Source organism: Micromonospora sp. 050-3, from assembly GCF_046549335.1.
In the GTDB taxonomy this organism is placed as follows: Bacteria; Actinomycetota; Actinomycetes; order Mycobacteriales; family Micromonosporaceae; genus Micromonospora; species Micromonospora trifolii.
Genome location: NZ_JAJPVX010000002.1, coordinates 1,941,684 through 1,961,443, shown reverse-complemented (window position 1 = coordinate 1,961,443; position 19,760 = coordinate 1,941,684). Strand labels below are relative to the sequence as shown.

Sequence of the window (19,760 nt, the reverse complement as noted above, 5' to 3'; positions counted from 1 at the left end):
CAGGTGTCGCGGTCCGCTGACCGCCCGGCTCAGTCACGAGTGTTTCCCATCGTTTCGCTGTTCTCGGGCCCGCCCTCGCCGGGCGGCGCGGGGGCCACCGGCGGGGTGGCGACCAGCGGCGGGGCGGCGCTGCGTGGCCCCCGCGCCGGGGTCCGGGACAGCGTGGCGTCCAGCCGGTCGAGGTTCTTGCTCGCTGTCGACGCGAGCTGCCACGGCACGCTGACCACCATCACCCCCGGTTCGAAGAGCAGCCGGCCCTTGAGGCGCAGGGCGCTCTGGTTGTGCAGCAGGTTCTCCCACCAACGGCCGACCACGTACTCCGGGATGAACACGGTGACCACGTCCCGGGGCGACTTGCGGCGGGTGGAGGCGACGAAGTCCAGGATCGGGCGGGTGATCTCCCGGTACGGCGAGTCGATCACGGTGAGCGGGATGGCCATCTCCCGGCGCTCCCAGTCGGCCTGCAGGTCCCGGGTGTCCTTCTCGTCCACGTTGACGGTCACCGCGGTGAGTGTGTCCGGCCGGGTGGCGCGGGCGTAGGCGATGGCCCGCAGCGTCGGCTGGTGCACCTTGCTGACCAGCACGATCGCGTGGTTGCGGGCGGGCAGCACGGCCCGGCCCTCGTCCGGCGGGGTCAGCTCGACGGCGATCCGGTCGTAGTGCCGCCGGATGGCCAGCATCAGCACGTAGATCACCGCCATCGCGGCGATCGCGATCCACGCGCCGAGCAGGAACTTGGTGATGAGGACGATCACCAGTACCGCGCCGGTCAGGCCCGCGCCGAACGTGTTGATCGCCCGAGAGCGGTGCATCCGGCGACGTGCCTCCGGGTCCCGCTCGGTGCGCAGGTGCCGGTTCCAGTGCCGGATCATGCCGACCTGGGAGACGGTGAACGAGACGAAGACCCCGACGATGTAGAGCTGGATCAGCTTCGTCACCTCGGCCTGGAAGCCGACGATCAGCACGATCGCGAAGAGGGCCAGGAAGGTGATGCCGTTGGAGAAGGCCAGCCGGTCGCCCCGGGTGTGGAACTGGCGGGGCAGGTAGCGGTCCTGGGCCAGGATCGAGCCGAGCACCGGGAAACCGTTGAACGCGGTGTTCGCGGCCAGGAACAGGATCAGGGCGGTCACCCCGGCCAGCACGTAGAGCAGGATCGACCCGGAACCGAAGACCGTCTCCCCGAGCTGGGTGGTGACCGTCTTCTGCACGTACCCCTCGGGGCCGGAGACGATCTGGAGGTTCGGATCCTCGACGAACTGGAGGTGGGTCAGCCGGGCCAGCCAGATGATCCCGACCAGCATGCTCACCGAGATGGTGCCGAGCAGCAGCAGGGTGGTGGCGGCGTTGCGGCTCTTCGGCGCCTTGAACGCCGGAACCCCGTTGGAGATCGCCTCCACGCCGGTGAGCGCGGCGGCGCCCGAGCTGAACGTCCGCAGCAGCAGGAAGACGAGCGCGAAACCGGTCACGCTGTGCTCGGCCTGGATCACCAAGTCGGCGCTCGGCGCGCGCAGCTCGTCGCCCAGCACGAAGACCCGGAACAGCCCGGTGAGCAGCATCCCGAGCATCACGATCACGAAGCCGTAGGTGGGGATGGCGAACGCCGTGCCCGACTCACGCAGCCCACGCAGGTTGACGGCGGTGAGCAGGACCACCGCGCTCACCGCGATCAGGACCTTGTGGGTGGCCACGAACGGCACAACGGAGCCCAGGTTGGCCACTCCCGAGGAGACCGACACCGCCACCGTGAGCACGTAGTCGACCAGCAGGGCGCTGGCCACCCCGACGCCGAACTTCGGCCCCAGGTTGACAGTGGCCACCTCGTAGTCGCCGCCACCGGACGGGTAGGCGTGCACGTTCTGCCGGTAGCTCGCCACCACGGTGAGCATGACCACGACCACGGCCAGCGCGATCCACGGCGAGAAGAAGTACGCGGACGCACCGGCGATGGAGAGGGTCAGCAGGATCTCGTCGGGCGCGTACGCGACGCTGGACAGCGCGTCGGAGGCGAACACGGGCAGCGCGATGCGCTTCGGCAGGAGGGTGTGCTGAAGCCGGTCGGACCGGAACGGTCGACCGAGAAGGAGCCGCTTCAGCAGCGAGGTGGGACTGGCCACGAACGCCAAGAGTACGACCACCTCAGCGGGAGCGCGGGGGTGGGCGATCACCGCTGCTCACGGCGGCGGGGTACGGTCGGTCCCCGCTCGTGACCGGGACGTGGCAGGCTCGCACTCGAAGGCCACCGGCAGCGGGAGCGGGACGCACCTTGGGAGGGACAGCGTGCACGTCGTGATCATGGGATGTGGTCGGGTCGGATCGACCCTCGCCCACAGCCTGGAGTCCCGAGGGCACTCGGTGGCGGTGATCGACCAGGACGCCGACGCCTTCCGCCGGCTCGGCCCCGACTTCGCCGGGATCACGGTGACCGGGGCCGGTTTCGACGGCGAGGTGCTCCGACAGGCCGGCATCGAGCGCGCGGACGCTTTCGCGGCGGTGTCGAGCGGCGACAACTCCAACATCATCTCGGCCCGGCTGGCCCGCGAGACGTTCGGCGTGTCCCGGGTCGCCGCCCGCATCTACGACCAGCGCCGGGCGCAGGTCTACGAGCGGCTGGGCATCCCCACCGTGGCGACAGTGCGGTGGACGGCGGACCGGATGCTGCGACACCTGGTGCCGGAGGGCAACGTGGAGATCTTCCGCGACCCCACGAGCACTGTGTCGATCGTCGAGGTGCCCGTACACAAGGACTGGATCGGCCGACCGGTGCGGACGCTGGAGGACGCGACCGGGGCGCGGGTGGCCTACCTGATCCGCTTCGGCATCGGCACACTGCCCACCGGCTCCGCCGTCATTCAGGAGGGCGACCAGGTGTTCATGCTGGTCAGCGATGACATCGTGGCGACTGTCACGTCGGTGGCGGCGACGCCGCCGGAAGGAGGGCACTGAGCCATGCGGGTCGCCATCGCGGGCGCGGGCAACGTGGGCCGTTCGATCGCCCAGGAGTTGATCGACAACGGCCACCAGGTGATGCTGATCGAGCGCCAGCCCAAGATGCTGCGCCCGGACCGGGTGCCGGCCGCCGATTGGGTGCTGGCCGACGCGTGCGAAGTGGCCAGCCTGGAGGAGGCGAACATCGCCGGGTGTGACGTGGTGGTCGCGGCGACCGGCGACGACAAGACCAACCTGGTGCTGTCGCTGCTGGCCAAGACCGAGTTCGCGGTGCCCCGGGTGGTCGCCCGGGTCAACCGGGCCGAGAACGAGTGGTTGTTCACCGAGCAGTGGGGCGTGGACGTCGCGGTGAGCAAGCCGCGGGTGATGGCCGCGCTCGTCGAGGAGGCTGTCACCGTCGGCGACCTGGTCCGGCTGATGACCTTCCGACAGGGCGAGGCGAACCTCGTCGAGATCACCCTGCCGCCGACCGCCCCCTACGTCGGTCAGCCGATCCACGCCGTGCCGCTGCCCCGCGACTCCGCCCTGGTGGCGATCCTGCGCGGCAAGCGGGTCCTGGTGCCCAGCCCGGACGACCCGATCGAGGCCGGCGACGAGCTGATCTTCGTCTGCACGGCCGAGGTGGAGGACGAGGTCCGCGCGGTGATCCTCGGGCCGGACAGCGTCGAACGGACCCGCGGCTCACGCTGACCCCGACGGGCGCGCTGAACGGGCCGGGTGACCCGGCGTCGCTCAGGCGCTGGGCAGCGGGGCCGGCGGCGACTCCCGGGTGACCCGGCGCACCGTCCAGACCGTGATCAGCAACAGCAGCGCGTACGGCGGGTAGCCGAGCGCCAGCCGGGCCACGCCCAGGGCGGTGTCCTGGTGGGCCAGGTAGAGCCCGGCCTGCACGCCCACCTTGGCCAGCCAGACCACGCCCCAGAGCACTGTCAGCTGGGTGAAGGTGCGCACCAGCTTCGGGTCGGACCGCCACTCCGAACGGCCCTTGGCCACCAACACCGACCAGATCCAGCCCACCAGCGGCTGCCGGATCGCGGCCGAGACCAGCAGGGCGATGCCGTAGCCGATGCCGTAGAGGATGCCGGGAAGGTAGAAGTCACGCTCGTCGCCGGTACGCCACGCGATGGCCGCGCCGACGCCGACGCCGAAGAGCCCGTTGACGGCGTGCCGGATCGGCCGACGCTGGGCCAGCCGCAGCCCGGCGATCAGCACGGCGACAGTGATCGACGCGATCACCGCCGGCCGCAGCTCGCCGATGATGTTGGCGACGACGAACACCACGACCGGGATGCTGGACTCGACCAGCCCGCGCCAGCCGCCGAGCTGGTCGGCCATCTGCTCGGCGATCGTCGGCAGCGGCTCCTCGTCCTGAGGGTCGGTATCCGGCTGTGCCGCCCGGTCCTGTCCCGTCGTCATCGCCGGCCTTCCGTCCGCAGTGCAGTCACTTGGGCGAGTCCAGCTCGTAGTAGGGGTTGTAGATGACCTTGCGGTCGTCCCGCACGGCCACCCGGCCACGGGCGGTCAGATGCCGGCCCGGCTCGATCCCGGCGATGTGCCGTCGCCCCAGCCAGACCAGGGTGACCACGTCACTGCCGTCGTACAGGTCGGCCTCAAGGGTGGGCAGATTGGTGCGCGGCGTGTAGACCACTGTGCGCAGCCGACCGGCGACCGAGACCAGCTGACCCCGGGAGCACTGCTGGGCAGGGATCCCGCCGCACTGGGCGCTCTCCCGACGCAGCTCCTGCGCGTCGATCTCGGCCTCGCTGGCGGTGAACCTCTGCAGGATGCGCCGTAGCGACACCCGGCCCTCGTCGGTCGTCATGACCTCCGCGTCACCCTCTCCACGCTCGCCGTCCCCGGCCGGCCCCGGCGGCGCCGGAACCGTGCCGCCAGCGTACGCCGACGGGGCTGGTTCCGGCGGGCCGGTGCGCGCGGGTCAGACCTGACGCGGCGCGGCCGTGGCGTCGCCCGCCTCGGCCTCGGCCTGGTCGGCGATCTCCCGGGGCAGCCGCAGCGGCAGCGGCTCGCGGACCGGCTTCGCCTCCTGACCACGGTCGACCACCAGGCCGTCCAGGCACTCGACGAGCGGACCGGCCATGGCCGGGTCGGTGGCCACCGGGCCCTGGAACACACCCCGGACCATCCAGCGCGGCCCGTCGATTCCGACGAACCGCAGGTTCGTCGGGCCGTCCGGGGTGGTCACCTGGGCGTGCAGCTCCGGGCCGTACTCGCCGGCGACCTCCTGCGCGCTCGCACCGTCGCGGAGCAGCGACTGCCGGATCTCCTCGCGCACCTCGTCCCAGATCCCCTCGGACCGGGGGGCGGCGAAGACGCCCAACTGGAGCGCGTTGTCACCGTGCACCAGGACCACCTGCTGGATCACACCCTGCGGGTCGGCCTGCACCCGTACCTCGACGTCGGCGATCGCCGGGATGTGCAGGCTGCCCAGGTCGAGTCGCTGCACGTCGTCGTAGCTCTCGGAGATGTCGTACGGGCCGCGCTCCAGCGTCGGCGTCGCATCGCCCTGGTCCGGGACCTGGGTAGCCCGCTCGTCACGGGTCTGCCGCTCCGCATCGGCCCGCTTTCGGGAGAAGATCACTGCGCCTGCCCTCCGCTGTTCACACTCACCCTGCCACCTCTTCCGTCTGCCCGCGGCCCGGCTCACTCGGCCGCCGCTCGACCCGGTCCTGGCCCGTCGGCGACGGCACCAGCCCGGCGTGCCCACCGGTGGACCCGTGCCCACCGGTCCCGCGCCGGGACGCGGGCAGCTCGACCACCGGCTCGAACCGCGCCCGCGCGACCTGCTGGACCACGAGCTGCGCGATCCGGTCGCCGCGGGAGATCTTCGCCGGCACATCCCGATCATGATTGATCAGGTTGACCAGGATCTCACCCCGGTAGCCGGCGTCGACCGTACCGGGCGCGTTGAGCACCGTCACGCCGAGCCTGGCCGCCAGACCGGAGCGAGGATGGACCAGGCCCACGTACCCCTCCGGCAGCGCGATGGCCACGCCGGTGGGCACCAGGGCACGGCCGCCGGGTGGCAGCTCCACGTCCGCGGCCGCCACCAGGTCGGCCCCGGCGTCGCCGGGATGGGCGTACGTGGGCAGCGGCAGCTCCGGGTCGAGCAGCTGCACAGGCACGGGTACGACGTCGGTCACGGGTCCCCTCTTCCGTCCGGTTCGCGGGGTGACCCTGCCATCCTGCCGGTTCGTCGAGCCGCCGTGCGCCGTACCCTCGCAGGAGTGAGCATGTCGCCCTCCCCGTCCGCCGATCAGCCGCCGGTCGCCGCCCGCTCGGCGTACGCCGAGCGACTGAATCTGCCCTGGTGGCTGTGGCTGGCCGGGCTGGTGGCCGCCGCGTTGCTGGCCGTCGAGATCTGGATGGGCGCCTCCGGCGTCCGCGCCTGGCTGCCGTTCGCCGTGCTGGTGCCGTTGACCGCTGTCGGGCTGTGGTGGCTGGGCCGGATCCGGGTCGGGGTGACCGACGCCGAGCTGCGGGTGGACGACGCCCGCCTGCCGGTCCGTTTCGTGGCCGACGTGGTGCCGCTGGACGTGGCCGGCCGACGTGAGGTGCTCGGCGTCGGCGCGGACCCGCTCGCCTTCGTGGTGCAGCGACCGTGGATCGGCGGCGCCGTGCAGGTGATCCTCGACGATCCCGCGGATCCGACCCCGTTCTGGGTGGTGAGCACCCGCCACCCGGTCGAGCTGGCCGAGGCGGTGCTGACCGCACGGGACGCCCTGGCGGCTACCCACCCGACGGCGGGCGAGCCGGGCTGATCCGACGGCGAGGGCCCGCTCAGGTGCCGGTTGGTGGGCCCGGGAGGGCCGCCGGTGGCGCGGGCCGGGCGATGCCCCGCCGACGCAGGTCGACCTGGAGTTGGTCGGCCATCTGCTGGGTGGCCCGGCGGTTGAGGAAGCTGGCCACCGCCGCTCCCGTCAGGAACGGCCCGAGCGTGGTGAGGTTGCGACCGAAGCGCCGCAGCAGCATGTCCCGCAACTCCTTGCGGGCGGCGGTGCCGAGCACCGCTCCCACTCCCACGCCGGGGACCATCGGGTTGACGCCGCGTTGAGTGGCCCAGGAGTGCACCAGCGCGACCGCCCGTTGGCTGCCGGCGGCGGGTAGCGCCACGCCGTGGATCTCGTGCAGCTCGCCGACGAGTTTCAGCTCCACCGCCACCACGGCCACGGTTTCGGCGGCGAGCAGCACCGGCGCGGAGAGCAGGGTCGGGGCCACCGTCCACTCGACGGCGGCGACGCCCCCACCGGCCGCGCCGATCGCGGCGGTGGTCCTCGACGCGTTGCGGATGAGCCGGTCGGCCAGGGCGGCGTCGTCCAGGCCGGGGAAGTGCTGGCGCAGCGTGTCCAGGTCCCGTACCGGCACGTGCGGGGCGATCTCGGCGACGGCGTCGACCATCCACCGCACGGCGGCGCGCGGCTTGAACAGGTCGGAGATACCTCGCGCACGGGCCTGCCCGACCATCCGGGTCAGCAGTTGACGGCGTCGGGCCGGCGCGATGTCGTCAGCGGTCAGCGCCGCGACTGTGGCACCGAGGTCGTCCGTGTCACGGGTGGCGCCGAGGCCGTCCGTGCCGCCATCGGTGGTGCCGCCTCGATCGCTCATCGGACCTCCCGGTGCTGTGGCTACCCGCTACGAGTCAAGCAGGTACCCACCGCTGCCGCATGCCTACACCGGCAGCGGCGACCCCGTTCAGGAGGCCGCCGCCGGTGTTGTTGTGGTTGTCAGACGCACTCGCGACAGATCAGCTCGCCGTTACGCTCGACCGCCAGCTGGCTACGGTGGTGGACCAGGAAGCAGCGGGCGCACCGGAACTCGTCCTGCTGCATCGGAAGCACCTTGACCGTGAGCTCCTCGTCGGCCAGATCGGCACCGGGCAGCTCAAAGCTCTCGGCCACCTCGGCCTCGTCGACGTCCACCGCGCCCGACTGTGAGTCGACGCGCCGTGCCTTGAGCTCTTCCAGGCTGTCCTCGCCGAGGTCGACCTCGTCGCGACGCGGGGCGTCGTAGTCGGTGGCCATCGGTTTCACTCTCCCATATCGATGTTGTCGCTTCCGGTTGTAACGCCGGACGACGCTGTTTCGGTTCCGCTGGCCGGCCACCACTTGTGTCGGGCACCCGACCCGAGGACCGAACGGGTCGAGCTCGCCGGGGCGACTCCCCTGCGAGCGCGGAACCTTACCCCCCCTTGGGCGAGGCATGTATACCGCCCTTGCGGCTGAGATGTACGCCCCCGCACGCGAAGTTGTTCCCAATGTGATTCAGGCGACACGAAGATAGGGGTAGTAGTACCCGGTTCGCGGTCGGCGCGCCGGCATGTCGGGCTGTTTCCACGCGACGGCCGGACAACCGTTAACCTCAGCGGCGTATTCGACGGCCGGCGGCCTGAGCGATCGTTTCTGGCCGCCACCACCCACTGAGGTCCGGGGAGTGCCCTGATGAGTTTTGCGCGCGTGCGAGCACTCGTCGTCGTCGGCCTGCTGGCGATCATCGCCCTGGTCTTCGTCGTCGTGGCCGTGGTCCGCGACAGCCAGGGCAACGTGGGCACCGCGGCGGGTTGCCCCGAGGGTTGGCCGCTGGCGGATCTGACCCTGCGCGAGCGCAAAGACGTCAAGATCAACGTGTTCAATGCCACGGATCAGCCCGGGCTCGCCCACACCGTCGCCGACGAGTTCAGCAATCGACAGTTCCAGGTCAAGAAGACCGGGAACGAGAAGAAGATCAACAGCGTCGCGGTGCTGCGGTACGGCCCGAAGGGCGTCGGGTCCGCGCACCTGCTCCAGGCGTACTTCCTCAACAACGCCACCCCGGGCTACGACGAGAAGCGCACCGACGACACCGTGGACGTCGTGCTGGGCAACAACTTCCAGCAGCTCGCCACCACGACCGAGGTCAACCAGTCACTCGGCGACTCGGGCCCGCCGGAGGCTCCCAAGGGCTCCTGCCCGTCCCCACCCGCCAAGTGACGGCGTAACCGGGCCCACGCGACGCCAGGTCGGCGAAGCCGGCACCGACCCGCCCTGCCGGCCAGGGCCGGCCGGCCTGTTCCACCGGTCAGGTTCCGCCGGTCAGGGACCGCCGGAGGCGTCCAGCGCGGCCAACCGGTCGTGCAGCGGCGCGAAGAGCGCGGGCGGGGCCGCGACCACCAGGTCCGGTCCCGGCGGCCGACCGGCCAGACCGGCGACCCGAACCCCCGCCTCGGTGGCCACCAGCCCGCCCGCCGCCAGGTCCCAGGCCGCAAGACCCTTCTCGAAGTACGCGTCGAGCCGCCCCTCGGCGACCAGGCAGAGGTCCAGCGCCGCGGCGCCGAGCCGGCGGATGTCCCGTACGTGTGCGATCAGCCCCGCCACCACCTGCGCCTGGTGCGCCCGACGGCCGGCGTCGTAGCCGAAGCCGGTGCCGACCAGCGCCTGCCCCAGATCGACCTCGCCGGAGCAGCGCAGCCGGACACCGTCGCGCCAGGCCCCGCCGCCGGCCGTGGCGGTCCATTCCTCGCCGGTGCTCACGTTGCGCACGACGCCGGCAACCACCACCCCGTCCACCTCGGCCGCCAGCGAGACCGCCGAGTACGGCAGCCCGTACAGGTAGTTCACAGTGCCGTCGATCGGGTCGACGATCCAGCGCACCCCGCTGGGCGCCGCGCCGGAAGTCCCCTCGCCGTACTCCTCGCCCAACACCGAGTCGTCCGGGCGCAGCGCGGCCAACGCGCCGAGGATCTGCCGCTCGACCGCCCGGTCGGCGGCGGTGACCACGTCGGTGACGGTGCTCTTGGTGGCGGCGACGACGACTCCCTCGGCGCGCATCCGGTACGCGGTGTCGGCCGCGTCCCGAGCCACCTGCACCGCGATGGTCAGCAGCTCCGACGGTGCCGTAGCCGAGTTGGTCATGATTCGCCTCTTTCCGCAGTTCGAGTGCATGTGGGTGGGTGAAACTACCGACCCGGCCTCCGAAGATCATCGTTCCCGACGCCGCGCAACGGCACCAGACCGGGATCTTTGGTGCCTGGCCTGCCGCTGCGAGCGGGTGCACCCGCGCCGTCCGCACGGCTTGAGCGGCCGACCTTCGACAAGATGCCCCTTTAGGTTGGTAATGTCGCTTAAGTGCCTACCGCCCCACCCATGCTCGGCTCACAACCGTTGCCCAACCGCGACCTGGTCGGGACGTCACCGGCCGCACCAACAGCGACCTCGGTGATCCACACGCGCACCCTCGCAACCGCCACGTTGACCTCGTACTGCCTGCTCAAACGGCAGTTCGGACACGATCTACGCGCCAACGGGCTCGACGACGGAAGCAGTTCGCCGGCCGCGCGGCTATCATTACCGCGAAGCCCATATCCCCGCCCCACCGACGGTCCCCACCGGCGGTACGCGGTGCGGAGCAGGATGATCGCCGCAGACGGCGTTACAATTCACCCCTGCCCACGCGGCACGGACCGCCGACCACCGGCCGGACCGTGACACGAGGGTCCCTCAACCACATCGCCCGGCACGGTAACCCTCGCTGCGCTGGACGAACCCGCCGTGCCCGCTCTTCGCCTCCGGAAGGTCATTCGTGACAGAACCCCGCCAGCCCGGCGCCGACGTTCGCTCGCTCACCGACACCCTGATCGCCCACGCGCAGAGCGCCGGTGGTCAGCTCACGTCGGCTCAGCTCGCGCGCACCGTCGAGTCCGCCGAGGTGACTCCGGCCCAGGCCAAGAAGATCCTGCGGGCGCTCTCCGAGGCGGGAGTGACCGTCGTGGTGGACGGCTCGGCGAGCACCCGTCGCCGCGTCGCCGCGGCCCGCTCGACCACGCCAGCGTCCCGGGCCACCACCGCCAAGACCACCAAGAAGGCCGCCGCGCCGGCCCCGAAGCAGGCGCCCGCCGCCGACGACGCCGCGGCGACGTCGGCCCCGCGCAAGGTGGCCGCTCGCAAGGCGACCGGCACCGCCGCCGAGGCTGCCGGTGTGACGCCCGCGAAGGCGACCCGGTCGACCCGAGCCACCAAGGCGACGGTGGCCGCAGCTGCCGGAGCCAAGCCGACCAAGGCTGGCGGCAAGGCAAAGGGCGAGGGCGCCGAGGGCGAGATCGACCCGGAGGAGCTGGCCGCCGCGATCGAGGACGTGGTGGTCGAGGAGCCGGCCGAGCTGGCCCAGGCCGCCGAGACCGACGCCGCCGCCTCGGCGACCGACAACGACTTCGAGTGGGACGACGAGGAGTCCGAGGCCCTCAAGCAGGCGCGACGTGACGCCGAGCTGACCGCCTCCGCCGACTCCGTCCGGGCGTACCTGAAGCAGATCGGCAAGGTTCCGCTGCTCAACGCCGAGCAGGAAGTGGAGCTGGCCAAGCGGATCGAGGCCGGGCTCTACGCCGCCGAGCGACTGCGGGCTGCCGACGAGGGCGAAGAGAAGCTCGTCCGGGACATGGTCCGTGACCTGGGCTGGATCTCCCGGGACGGCGAGCGGGCCAAGAACCACCTCCTGGAGGCGAACCTCCGACTGGTGGTGTCGCTGGCCAAGCGCTACACCGGCCGCGGCATGGCCTTCCTCGACCTGATCCAGGAGGGCAACCTCGGCCTGATCCGGGCCGTGGAGAAGTTCGACTACACCAAGGGCTACAAGTTCTCCACGTACGCCACCTGGTGGATCCGGCAGGCCATCACCCGCGCCATGGCCGACCAGGCCCGCACCATCCGCATCCCGGTGCACATGGTCGAGGTCATCAACAAGCTCGGCCGCATACAGCGTGAGCTGCTCCAGGACCTGGGCCGCGAGCCCACTCCGGAGGAGCTGGCCAAGGAGATGGACATCACACCCGAGAAGGTGCTGGAGATCCAGCAGTACGCTCGGGAGCCCATCTCACTGGACCAGACCATCGGCGACGAGGGCGACAGCCAGCTCGGCGACTTCATCGAGGATTCCGAGGCCGTTGTCGCTGTCGACGCGGTGTCGTTCTCGCTCCTGCAGGACCAGCTCCAGCAGGTGCTCCAGACGCTCTCCGAGCGTGAGGCGGGTGTGGTACGCCTGCGCTTCGGCCTGACCGACGGCCAACCTCGGACGCTCGACGAGATCGGTCAGGTCTACGGGGTGACCCGGGAGCGAATCCGGCAGATCGAGTCCAAGACGATGTCCAAGCTGCGTCACCCGTCCCGGTCGCAGGTCCTCCGGGATTACCTGGACTGAGCGGGTTTCGTCAACCGAACGTGTCGTTTTGATCACCTGGGGTGCAACGCCAGATGGTGATCGTCCGGTTGCACGAATGTGATCGTTGACGTGGCACCCTTGGTACACGGCACACTGTCCCTGCCATGTGTGACCTCGGTCCCCCGCGGGCACACAGGGAAGGCAGTGCCTAGCAAGGGTGTTGCACGATAGGTGAGCAACGACCGAAGAGATTGTTCATCGGTGACGACCAGAGGAGGAAGGCGATGAACTCGACCCTCACGCCGCCGCCCGAGACGGTGGCGCCCCCAGCCGCCGATGAACGGTGCGACCGCTGCAATGCTGCCGGGAAGCTCCGAATCACTCTGGTGGGTGGGAGCGAGCTGGTGTTCTGCGGGCATCACGCGAACAAGTACGCGGAGGATCTCGTGAAGATCACCGAGCGGTTCGCAACGGAGCCCGATTTCAGCTGGCGTGGCGCCGATCTGATGGCGAACTAAATCCGCAAACCGACATAGCTGGCCGGAGGCACCCCGAGGGTGCCTCCGGCCAGCTTTTTGCCCAAACGCCCCGCGCCCCGCTGCCCCGCTGCCCCGCTGCCCCGCGCCCCGCGCCCCGCGCCCCGCGCCCCGCGCCCCGCGCCCCGCGCCCCGCGCCAAGATCACCGCAACTTCCCCGAAGTTGCTGCCTCCGACACGCCAGAGACAGCAACATCCCCGGTACTGCGCGGATCTTGACGACGAACCCCCTGCATAACCGACCGAGCGCGAGGTTCGGGGCGCGCACCGCCGCCAAGGTCACGCTCGAACCAGGATGTAGTGGCATCACCGACGCGCCGATACCACTGCATCCTGGTTATTGCGCGATCTTGAGGTCGGGACGCCCGGATAGGGCATCCCGCGGCCGTTCCGGGCGGGTACGGACACCGACCACAGGCCACGCACATAGGCACGAACCCGATCGCGCCTCAAGCACGGGCGCACCCCACGCCCCAAGGCCTGGTCCGGACCGGTCAGCCCGCTTGGTCGGGCGCAATGCCGGTTGGGCGGGTTCAGAGCTGGGCGGTCTAGAGGGTCTGCACGGTGGCGATGCGTTCCTCAAGCTGCTCGATGGTGGCCTGGGCGCTGGGCGGGCCACCGCAGAGCCGGCGCAGCTCGGCATGAATCTTGCCGTGCGGCTGGCCGGTGCGGTGGTGTCGGGCGGCCACCAGAGCGTTCAGTTGGCGTCGGAGCGCCACGCGACGCTGGGCGGCGCTCATGGGTGCGGGTGGCGCTGCTGTGGCCGCAGCGGCCGGCTGAGCGGCCCCGTCGGCCGTACGACGGCGTTGGGCGGCCAGCTGTGCGGCCTGCCGCTTGGTCAGCAGCAGTGAAACCTGGTCGGCGGTGAGCAGGCCGGGCAGGCCGAGGTATTCCTCTTCCTCGGGGGTGCCGGCCTGCGCCGCAGTGCCGAACGACGCACCGTCGAAGATCACCTGGTCCAGCTCGGCGGTGGCCGAGAGCGCCGCGAAGCGCTTCTCCAGCTCACCGCTGGCCTGGTCGTCGCGCTGCGCGCGTTCCAGCAGGTCGTCGTCGAAACCGTCGGCTTCCTTGGGTTTGCCGAGTACGTGGTCGCGCTCGGTCTCCATCTCGCTTGCCAACCCGAGCAGGTGCGGCACGCTGGGCAGGAAGACCGACGCGGTCTCCCCGGGCCGGCGGGCCCGCACGAACCGGCCGATCGCCTGGGCGAAGTAGAGCGGCGTGCTGGCGCTGGTGGCGTAGACCCCGACCGCCAGTCGCGGGATGTCGACCCCCTCGGACACCATCCGCACCGCTACCAGCCACCGCTGCTCGGACGCCGCGAACGTCGCGATCCGGGCGGACGCGCCCTGGTCGTCGGAGAGCACCACGGCGGCCTTCTCACCGGTCACCTGCTCGATCAGCTTGGCGTACGAGCGGGCGGTCTGCTGGTCGGTGGCGATGATCAGACCACCGGCGTCGGCCATGCCCGCGTTGCGCAGCACTGTCAGTCGGGCGTCGGCGGCCCGCAGCACCTGTGGCATCCAGTCGCCGGCCGGGTCCAGGGCGGTACGCCACGCCTGGGCCACCAGGTCCTGGGTCATCGGCTCGCCCAGCCGGGCCGCCAGTTCCTCCCCCGCGTTGGTACGCCAGCGGGTCTCCCCGGAGTACGCCAGGAAGAGCACCGGCCGGACCACGCCGTCGCGCAGCGCGTCGGAGTAGCCGTACACCGAGTCGGCGCGGGAACGCAGCAGGCCGTCACCGCCCCGCTCGTAGCTGACGAACGGGATCGGGTTGTCGTCGGAGCGGAACGGCGTCCCGGTGAGCATCAGTCGGCGTACGGCGGGTTCGAATGCGTTCTTCACCCCGTCGCCCCAGGATCGGGAGTCGCCGGCGTGGTGGATCTCGTCGAGGATGACCAGTGTGCGTCGGGTCATGGTGCGCCGCCGGTGCACCTGCGGGGCCATCCCCACCTGCGCGTAGGTGACCACCGCGCCGTGGAAGTCGGCAGCGGAGTGCAGGTCGGCGTTGCGGAACGCGGCGTCGAGCTGGATGCCCACCCGGGCCGCGGCGTCGGACCACTGGTTCTTCAGGTGCTCGGTCGGTGCGACCACTGTGACCGCCTCGATGGTGCCGTCACCGAGCAGTTCCGCCGCGATCCGCAGGGCGAAGGTGGTCTTGCCGGCACCGGGCGTGGCGACCGCGGTGAAGTCGTCGGTACGGCGACGCAGGTACTCCACCAGGGCCTTGCGCTGCCAGGCGCGTAGTGCCGGGAACGTCTCGAGCACCGGCGTCCGGGCTGCCACGCGAAGCTCCTCTCCGACCGCACGATGGCGGACCCCGGGCGAGGGCCACGAGGATCCGCCGCCCATGAAAACGCCTCCGCGCAGAAGCTGCCGCGAAGGCCGACTCAGCATAACCAGCGCGGGCCGGCGGGCCCAGGCGACGCCACGCTGGTCACAATCCCGCACTCAACCGAACAGCGGCCCGACCGTCTCACCACTCCCGGTCGGTGCGTGGATCCGCCCCGTCGGCGCGCGGCGGGCGCAGCGTGGCCACCGGCGCGGACCAGCGTCGCCGTAGCGCGATCAGGCGCAGCCCGAAGACCAGGACGGCGGCGGCGGTGAGCGGTGCGGGCCCGGTCTGCCCGGTGACGTACAGCAGCACCACCAGGACCGAACCGGCCAGTGCGGCCAGCGCGTAGATCTCCCGGCGCAGTACGACGGGGATCTCGGCGGTGAGCAGGTCTCGGCCGAGCCCGCCGCCGATCGCGGTGAGCATGCCGATCAGGCAGGCCCCGACGGCCGGCACCCGGGCGTCGAGCGCCTTGAGCGTGCCGGTGACGGTGAACAGCGCCAGACCGGCCGCGTCCAGCACCAGCACCGTGGTGCGCAGTCGGGCCAGTTGCGGGTGCAGCCAGAAGACGGCGAGGGCGGTGATCGCGGCGGTGGCGACGTACCGCCAGTCGGCGAAGGCCAGCGGCGGCACCTCGTCGATGACCAGGTCCCGGAAGATCCCACCGCCGAGGGCGGCCACGAAGCCGACGAACGCGACGCCGAACAGGTCCAGTCGCTTGGCCACCGCCGCCGAGGCCCCGGACGCGGCGAAGACCGCCACCCCGGTCAGGTCAGCGAGGAGCAGGGCGGTGGAGGTGGTCACCGCCGCAGGCTACGTCGCCGGCCGAAGCACCGGCCGAGGTTCACTCACGGTACGAGTCGTAGATCTCCTTGCACTTGGGGCAGACCGGTGAACCCGGCTTGGCCGCCTTGGTGACCGGGAAGGTCTCGCCGCAGAGAGCGACGACGAAAGTGCCCATGACGGCGCTCTCGGCGATCTTCTCCTTGCGGACGTAGTGGAACATCTCGGGACCGGTATCGGCGTCCTTCAGCTCCGGACGCTCGAGAACCTCTGTGCTCACGTCTGCACCTCCAACCGACAAGTTTGGCAGGTCATCACGGCCGGGTCCACTTGAGGCCGGCCGAGGCCCCACCCCGTACGGTGCCCGTGTGAATGACTTTCGCATCAGCTACGGCACCGAGGTGGCCGAAGCCCAGCGCGACGGCCGGCCCGTCGTCGCCCTGGAGAGCACCATCGTCTCGCACGGTCTACCCCGGCCGGAGAACCTGCGCGTGGCCAGGGAGATCGAGCGGACGGTTCGGGACGCCGGCGCCGTTCCGGCGACGATCGGCATGATCGCGGGTGAGCTGGTGGTCGGCCTGGACGACGCGCAGCTGACCCGGCTGGCCACCGTCGACGGCGTGACGAAGCTCTCCGTCCGCGACCTCGCTGTGGCCGCCGCGACCGGCGCGGACGGTGCGACAACGGTGGCCGCTACCAGCGCGGTGGCCGCCGCCGCCGGGATCGGTGTGTTCGCCACCGGCGGGCTGGGTGGGGTGCACCGGGAGGCCGCGCACACCTTCGACGAGTCGGCGGACCTGGTGACTCTGGCGCAGACCCCGATCGCCGTGGTCTGCGCCGGGGTCAAGTCGATCCTCGACGTGGGCGCGACGCTGGAACGCCTGGAGACCCTCGGGGTCGCCGTGGTCGGTTACCGCACCCGCCGGTTCCCCGGCTTCTACCTGACCGACGCCGGCTTCGACCTGGACTGGTCGGTGGACTCGCCGGAGCAGGTCGCCGCGGTGCTCGCCGCCCGGGACGAGCACGCCGTGCACACCGGCGGGCTGCTCATCGCCAACCCGCTGCCGGTCGACGAGCAGCTCGACCCGCAGCTGCACGACCGGACGCTCACCGAGGGCCTGGCCCTGCTGGAGCGGGACGGAATCACCGGAAAGGCCGTCACCCCGTACCTGCTCGCGCACTTCCACTCGGCCACCGAGGGCGCCAGCCTGGCGGTGAACGTGCGGATCATCCTGCGCAACGCCGACCTGGCCGCGCGGATCGCTGTCGCCTCGGTGGCCCGCGGCACCGCCGTCCCGGCATGACCCGACCGGCCCGGGTGGTCGTCGTCGGGGACGTGATCACCGACGTGGTCGCCGTGCTGTCCGGGCCGCTCGCGGCCGGCTCGGACACCGGGGCCGCGATCAGTCTCGGCGGCGGCGGTCAGGCGGCCAACACCGCCGCCTGGATCGCCGCGCAGCGGGTGGACGTCACGCTCGTCGGGGCCGTCGGTGACGACGACGCCGGACGGGACCGGGTGGCCGAGCTGGACCGGGCCGGCGTCGACTGCGCCATCGAGCGGGTCGAGGGCGCACCGACCGGCACTGTCATCGTGCTGGCCGCCGACGACGAGCGCACCATGGTCAGCCAGCGGGGCGCGAACCTGCGGCTGAGCGCCGCGCACGTCGAGCAGGCCCTCGCGGCGGCGCCCGACGCTGGGCATCTGCACCTGTCCGCGTACACCCTGTTGGACGCGGAGTCGCGCGGCGCGGGGCTGCGGGCGTTGGCCGCCGCCCGCGAGCGCGGGCTCACCATCAGCGTCGACGCGGCCTCCGCGGCGCCGCTGCGGCGGGTCGGCGCGGCGGCGTTCCTGAGTTGGGTACGCGGCATCGACCTGCTCCTGGTCAACGCGGACGAGGCCACGGTGCTGGCCGGCGGGCTGGACCCGGCGGCGCAGGGGCGGGCGCTGTCGGCGACGGCTCGGCGGGTGGTGGTGAAGCGCGGCGCGGCGGGCGCGGTCTGGGTCGACCGCACCACGCCGGTCTGCGTGGCTCCGGCCCGCCGGGTGGCGGTGGTGGACGTCACGGGCGCCGGCGACGCCTTCGCTGCCGGTCTGCTCACCGCGTGGCTCGCCGGCACCACTCCGACCGCGGCGCTGAGCCGCGCCACCGACCTGGGCGCGCTGGCCGTCTCCACCGCCGGGGCTCGGCCACAGGCGTAGCGGCCGTCACACGGCCGCAGCCCCGACTGCTCGAACCCTGGCCCGTTCGCGGGTCAGGGTTCGACGTCGATGACCTTGTGTGGGCGCTCCTCGGCGGTGAGGCTCATCGGCGGGGTGTCGTCCTGTTGGCGGGGGTGGAACCGGTTGGCCAGCCGGTGCTCTTCCTTCGGCGGCCGGTCGTTGGCCAGCAGCACGGCCAGCCAGGGGATGAGCACCATGCCGAGGCCGCACAGTGGCAGCCAGAGCCAGAGCAGTGGGGCGTTCGCACCGACCAGGATCGCGCCGACGATGATGCACAACACTCGGATGCCCATCATCAGGACATAGCGGCGCTGGCGACTGTTGAGCTGATCGTCCTGGCTGCGCGAGGCGTCGGTGATCAGAATCGGCTGGTACGCCTGACGCTTCACCATGGACCTCCTCGAGGGGGTTACGCCTCATCCTGTCACCGCAGGTCCGTGATCAGCGAACTTCGACTCATCCCGCCGCGTGTTACGCCCGTGGTACGCTCCGCGATGTGGGCAGCAGGTTCAGCTTCACCGACGAGGCGTTGGCCAACCTGAGGGTCTACGACGTCACACCTGGGGAAGTCTGGGAGGCGCTGCACAGCGCCCGACGGGTCATCCGCCATCTGGGTGACGACGTGATGGTGGTCTACGCCGCCGCCCGTCGGGGCCGCCGGCTGGCGGTGCTGCTCGCCGAGGCCGATGGCACCGACAACGACTGGGACATTCTCTCCGCCCGCGAGTTGAGCGACGTCGAGTCCAAGCGCTACGACGAGGCCGTGCGGAGATCTCGGTAGATGAGGAGGCCGTGACGATGCACCGTAACGACGCGACCAAGCAGTTCCACGACGGCGGCGACCGGATCGCCGAGCTGATCGACGAGAGCCCGGCGGCCGAGCTGCCCACCCCCGACAGCGACGTGCCGATGGTGAGCCGCTCGGTGCGGCTGCCACTGGACACCTACGAGCGGGTCCGCGCCGCCGCCGACGCCCGGGGCATCGGGGTCACCACGCTGATGCGCCAGTGGATCGAGACCGGCCTGGCCGACCTGGACGACTCGGCCACCGTCTCGCTGGCCGACGTCCGGCGCGCGCTGGCCTCACTGGCGCACCCCACCGCCGCCTGAGCAGACCGTCCCTTCGCCAGCGGGCGGCTCAGCCGCCGGCGGTCTTCGCCTTGGCCGCCGCCTTCATCTGCTGCTTGAACTCCCGCACCCGGCGCAGCGAGTCGGCGTCGGTGACGTCGGCCACCGACCGGTACGCGCCCGGGTCGCCGTAGTCTCCGGCCACCTTCCGCCAGTCCTGCGGGGTCACCCCGAACCGCTTGCCGAGCAGGGCCACGAAGATCTGTGCCTTCTGCTTGCCGAAGCCGGGCAGCGCGGAGACCCGGCGCAGCAGCTCCGGCCCGTCGGCGACCTCGGCCCAGAGCAGCGCCGCGTTCCCGTCGTACCGCTCCACCAGCACCTGGCAGACCTCCTGCACCCGGGCCGCCATGGCCTTCGGGAACCGGTGCAGCGCGGGCGGCTGGGCAAAAAGCGCTACCAGTGCCTCCGGGTCGTACCCGGCCAGCTCCGCCGCGTCCAGCTCATGGCCGAGCCGCTGCTGGAGCACGTACGGCGACGAGAACGCCTTCTCCATCGGCACTTGTTGATCAAGAACCATGCCGACCAACAGGGCCAGCGGGCTCCGCTCCAGCAGCCGGTTGGCCTCCGGGTCGATGGGCAGCACAAGCGTCATGCGGACCATCCTGCCTGGCGTACCGAACGGGACGGACACCGACGCTCCGACACCAACCGGCGGGTGACGCTGACCCGGG

The 19,760-nt window shown here is 71.3% G+C and carries 23 protein-coding genes; 10 read left to right on the top strand and 13 right to left on the bottom strand.

The features are described 5' to 3' along the window. Positions 1 to 29: 29 nt before the first annotated feature. Positions 30 to 2,114, bottom strand: coding sequence for an APC family permease (locus ACLJOK_RS24090; protein ID WP_410820883.1), 2,085 nt, complete (start codon positions 2,112 to 2,114; stop codon positions 30 to 32). A gap of 163 nt (positions 2,115 to 2,277) precedes the next feature. On the opposite strand from ACLJOK_RS24090, the gene ACLJOK_RS24085 reads away from it, so the two are divergent. After that, positions 2,278 to 2,943 carry a potassium channel family protein gene (locus ACLJOK_RS24085; RefSeq protein WP_091400613.1) on the top strand — a complete coding sequence of 222 codons (666 nt, stop codon included), beginning with the start codon at positions 2,278 to 2,280 and terminating at the stop codon, positions 2,941 to 2,943. A gap of 3 nt (positions 2,944 to 2,946) precedes the next feature. Then, complete coding sequence (locus ACLJOK_RS24080; protein WP_238659247.1) at positions 2,947 to 3,636, top strand: potassium channel family protein; 690 nt, start codon at positions 2,947 to 2,949, stop codon at positions 3,634 to 3,636. 42 nt (positions 3,637 to 3,678) lie between these two features. Here the strand turns inward: ACLJOK_RS24080 and ACLJOK_RS24075 are convergent, their stop codons facing one another. The 4 genes from ACLJOK_RS24075 to dut all read right to left on the bottom strand — a co-directional run bounded on the left by ACLJOK_RS24075 (position 3,679) and on the right by dut (position 6,107). After that, positions 3,679 to 4,362, bottom strand: a complete 684-nt coding sequence (locus ACLJOK_RS24075; RefSeq protein ID WP_410820882.1) for a DUF3159 domain-containing protein — start codon at positions 4,360 to 4,362, stop codon at positions 3,679 to 3,681. A gap of 25 nt (positions 4,363 to 4,387) precedes the next feature. Continuing rightward, complete coding sequence (locus ACLJOK_RS24070; RefSeq protein WP_238671853.1) at positions 4,388 to 4,768, bottom strand: OB-fold nucleic acid binding domain-containing protein; 381 nt, start codon at positions 4,766 to 4,768, stop codon at positions 4,388 to 4,390. Between the two features lie 114 nt (positions 4,769 to 4,882). Beyond that, entirely contained in the window at positions 4,883 to 5,545 is a 663-nt protein-coding gene (locus tag ACLJOK_RS24065) for a DUF3710 domain-containing protein (protein ID WP_410820881.1), read from the bottom strand. Positions 5,546 to 5,570: 25 nt separating this feature from the next. Further along, positions 5,571 to 6,107, bottom strand: a complete 537-nt coding sequence (gene dut, locus ACLJOK_RS24060) for a dUTP diphosphatase (RefSeq protein ID WP_091400603.1) — start codon at positions 6,105 to 6,107, stop codon at positions 5,571 to 5,573. An 84-nt stretch (positions 6,108 to 6,191) separates the two neighbouring features. Between dut and ACLJOK_RS24055 the strand changes: the two genes are divergently transcribed. After that, complete coding sequence (locus ACLJOK_RS24055) at positions 6,192 to 6,725, top strand: DUF3093 domain-containing protein (protein WP_410820880.1); 534 nt, start codon at positions 6,192 to 6,194, stop codon at positions 6,723 to 6,725. Between the two features lie 19 nt (positions 6,726 to 6,744). On the opposite strand, the gene ACLJOK_RS24050 is transcribed toward ACLJOK_RS24055, so the two are convergent. Then, positions 6,745 to 7,569 (bottom strand): hypothetical protein, encoded by an 825-nt coding sequence (locus ACLJOK_RS24050; RefSeq protein ID WP_410820879.1) that lies wholly within the window; start codon positions 7,567 to 7,569, stop codon positions 6,745 to 6,747. 119 nt (positions 7,570 to 7,688) lie between these two features. Then, positions 7,689 to 7,985 (bottom strand): DUF4193 domain-containing protein, encoded by a 297-nt coding sequence (locus ACLJOK_RS24045; RefSeq protein ID WP_007075406.1) that lies wholly within the window; start codon positions 7,983 to 7,985, stop codon positions 7,689 to 7,691. A 432-nt stretch (positions 7,986 to 8,417) separates the two neighbouring features. Between ACLJOK_RS24045 and ACLJOK_RS24040 the strand changes: the two genes are divergently transcribed. Further along, positions 8,418 to 8,930 carry a LytR C-terminal domain-containing protein gene (locus ACLJOK_RS24040; RefSeq protein WP_410821578.1) on the top strand — a complete coding sequence of 171 codons (513 nt, stop codon included), beginning with the start codon at positions 8,418 to 8,420 and terminating at the stop codon, positions 8,928 to 8,930. Between the two features lie 102 nt (positions 8,931 to 9,032). Here ACLJOK_RS24040 and ACLJOK_RS24035 read toward each other — a convergent pair whose 3' ends face one another. Continuing rightward, positions 9,033 to 9,851, bottom strand: a complete 819-nt coding sequence (locus ACLJOK_RS24035) for an inositol monophosphatase family protein (RefSeq protein ID WP_410820878.1) — start codon at positions 9,849 to 9,851, stop codon at positions 9,033 to 9,035. Between the two features lie 667 nt (positions 9,852 to 10,518). On the opposite strand from ACLJOK_RS24035, the gene ACLJOK_RS24030 reads away from it, so the two are divergent. Continuing rightward, complete coding sequence (locus ACLJOK_RS24030) at positions 10,519 to 12,129, top strand: RNA polymerase sigma factor (RefSeq protein WP_410820877.1); 1,611 nt, start codon at positions 10,519 to 10,521, stop codon at positions 12,127 to 12,129. Between the two features lie 245 nt (positions 12,130 to 12,374). Continuing rightward, a complete protein-coding gene (locus ACLJOK_RS24025; RefSeq protein ID WP_007456919.1) occupies positions 12,375 to 12,608 on the top strand; it encodes a hypothetical protein in 234 nt (77 codons plus the stop codon). A 566-nt stretch (positions 12,609 to 13,174) separates the two neighbouring features. Here the strand turns inward: ACLJOK_RS24025 and ACLJOK_RS24020 are convergent. From ACLJOK_RS24020 to ACLJOK_RS24010, 3 genes are all read right to left on the bottom strand, one after another. After that, positions 13,175 to 14,908 (bottom strand): DEAD/DEAH box helicase, encoded by a 1,734-nt coding sequence (locus tag ACLJOK_RS24020; RefSeq protein ID WP_410820876.1) that lies wholly within the window; start codon positions 14,906 to 14,908, stop codon positions 13,175 to 13,177. Between the two features lie 190 nt (positions 14,909 to 15,098). Further along, complete coding sequence (locus ACLJOK_RS24015) at positions 15,099 to 15,761, bottom strand: trimeric intracellular cation channel family protein (protein WP_210785165.1); 663 nt, start codon at positions 15,759 to 15,761, stop codon at positions 15,099 to 15,101. 40 nt (positions 15,762 to 15,801) lie between these two features. Further along, a complete protein-coding gene (locus ACLJOK_RS24010) occupies positions 15,802 to 16,020 on the bottom strand; it encodes a DUF3039 domain-containing protein (protein ID WP_007456912.1) in 219 nt (72 codons plus the stop codon). 88 nt (positions 16,021 to 16,108) lie between these two features. On the opposite strand from ACLJOK_RS24010, the gene ACLJOK_RS24005 reads away from it, so the two are divergent. After that, positions 16,109 to 17,044, top strand: a complete 936-nt coding sequence (locus tag ACLJOK_RS24005) for a pseudouridine-5'-phosphate glycosidase (RefSeq protein WP_410820875.1) — start codon at positions 16,109 to 16,111, stop codon at positions 17,042 to 17,044. Further along, entirely contained in the window at positions 17,041 to 17,940 is a 900-nt protein-coding gene (locus ACLJOK_RS24000) for a carbohydrate kinase family protein (protein ID WP_410820874.1), read from the top strand. The genes ACLJOK_RS24005 and ACLJOK_RS24000 overlap by 4 nt, the downstream gene beginning before the upstream one ends. A 53-nt stretch (positions 17,941 to 17,993) precedes the next feature. On the opposite strand, the gene ACLJOK_RS23995 is transcribed toward ACLJOK_RS24000, so the two are convergent. After that, on the bottom strand, positions 17,994 to 18,353 hold the full coding sequence (locus ACLJOK_RS23995; RefSeq protein ID WP_030337423.1) for a DUF3099 domain-containing protein: 360 nt from the start codon (positions 18,351 to 18,353) through the stop codon (positions 17,994 to 17,996). 104 nt (positions 18,354 to 18,457) lie between these two features. Here ACLJOK_RS23995 and ACLJOK_RS23990 point away from each other — a divergent pair, with 104 nt between their 5' ends. Together ACLJOK_RS23990 and ACLJOK_RS23985 are read left to right on the top strand one after the other, a co-directional pair. Next, complete coding sequence (locus ACLJOK_RS23990) at positions 18,458 to 18,742, top strand: hypothetical protein (protein WP_030489374.1); 285 nt, start codon at positions 18,458 to 18,460, stop codon at positions 18,740 to 18,742. A gap of 17 nt (positions 18,743 to 18,759) precedes the next feature. Further along, on the top strand, positions 18,760 to 19,071 hold the full coding sequence (locus tag ACLJOK_RS23985) for a BrnA antitoxin family protein (protein WP_238681291.1): 312 nt from the start codon (positions 18,760 to 18,762) through the stop codon (positions 19,069 to 19,071). A gap of 28 nt (positions 19,072 to 19,099) precedes the next feature. Here ACLJOK_RS23985 and ACLJOK_RS23980 read toward each other — a convergent pair whose 3' ends face one another. Further along, the gene (locus tag ACLJOK_RS23980; protein ID WP_410820873.1) at positions 19,100 to 19,690 is read right to left on the bottom strand and encodes an HhH-GPD-type base excision DNA repair protein; all 591 of its coding nucleotides are present in this window, start codon (positions 19,688 to 19,690) and stop codon (positions 19,100 to 19,102) included. Between the last annotated feature and the right edge of the window lie 70 nt (positions 19,691 to 19,760).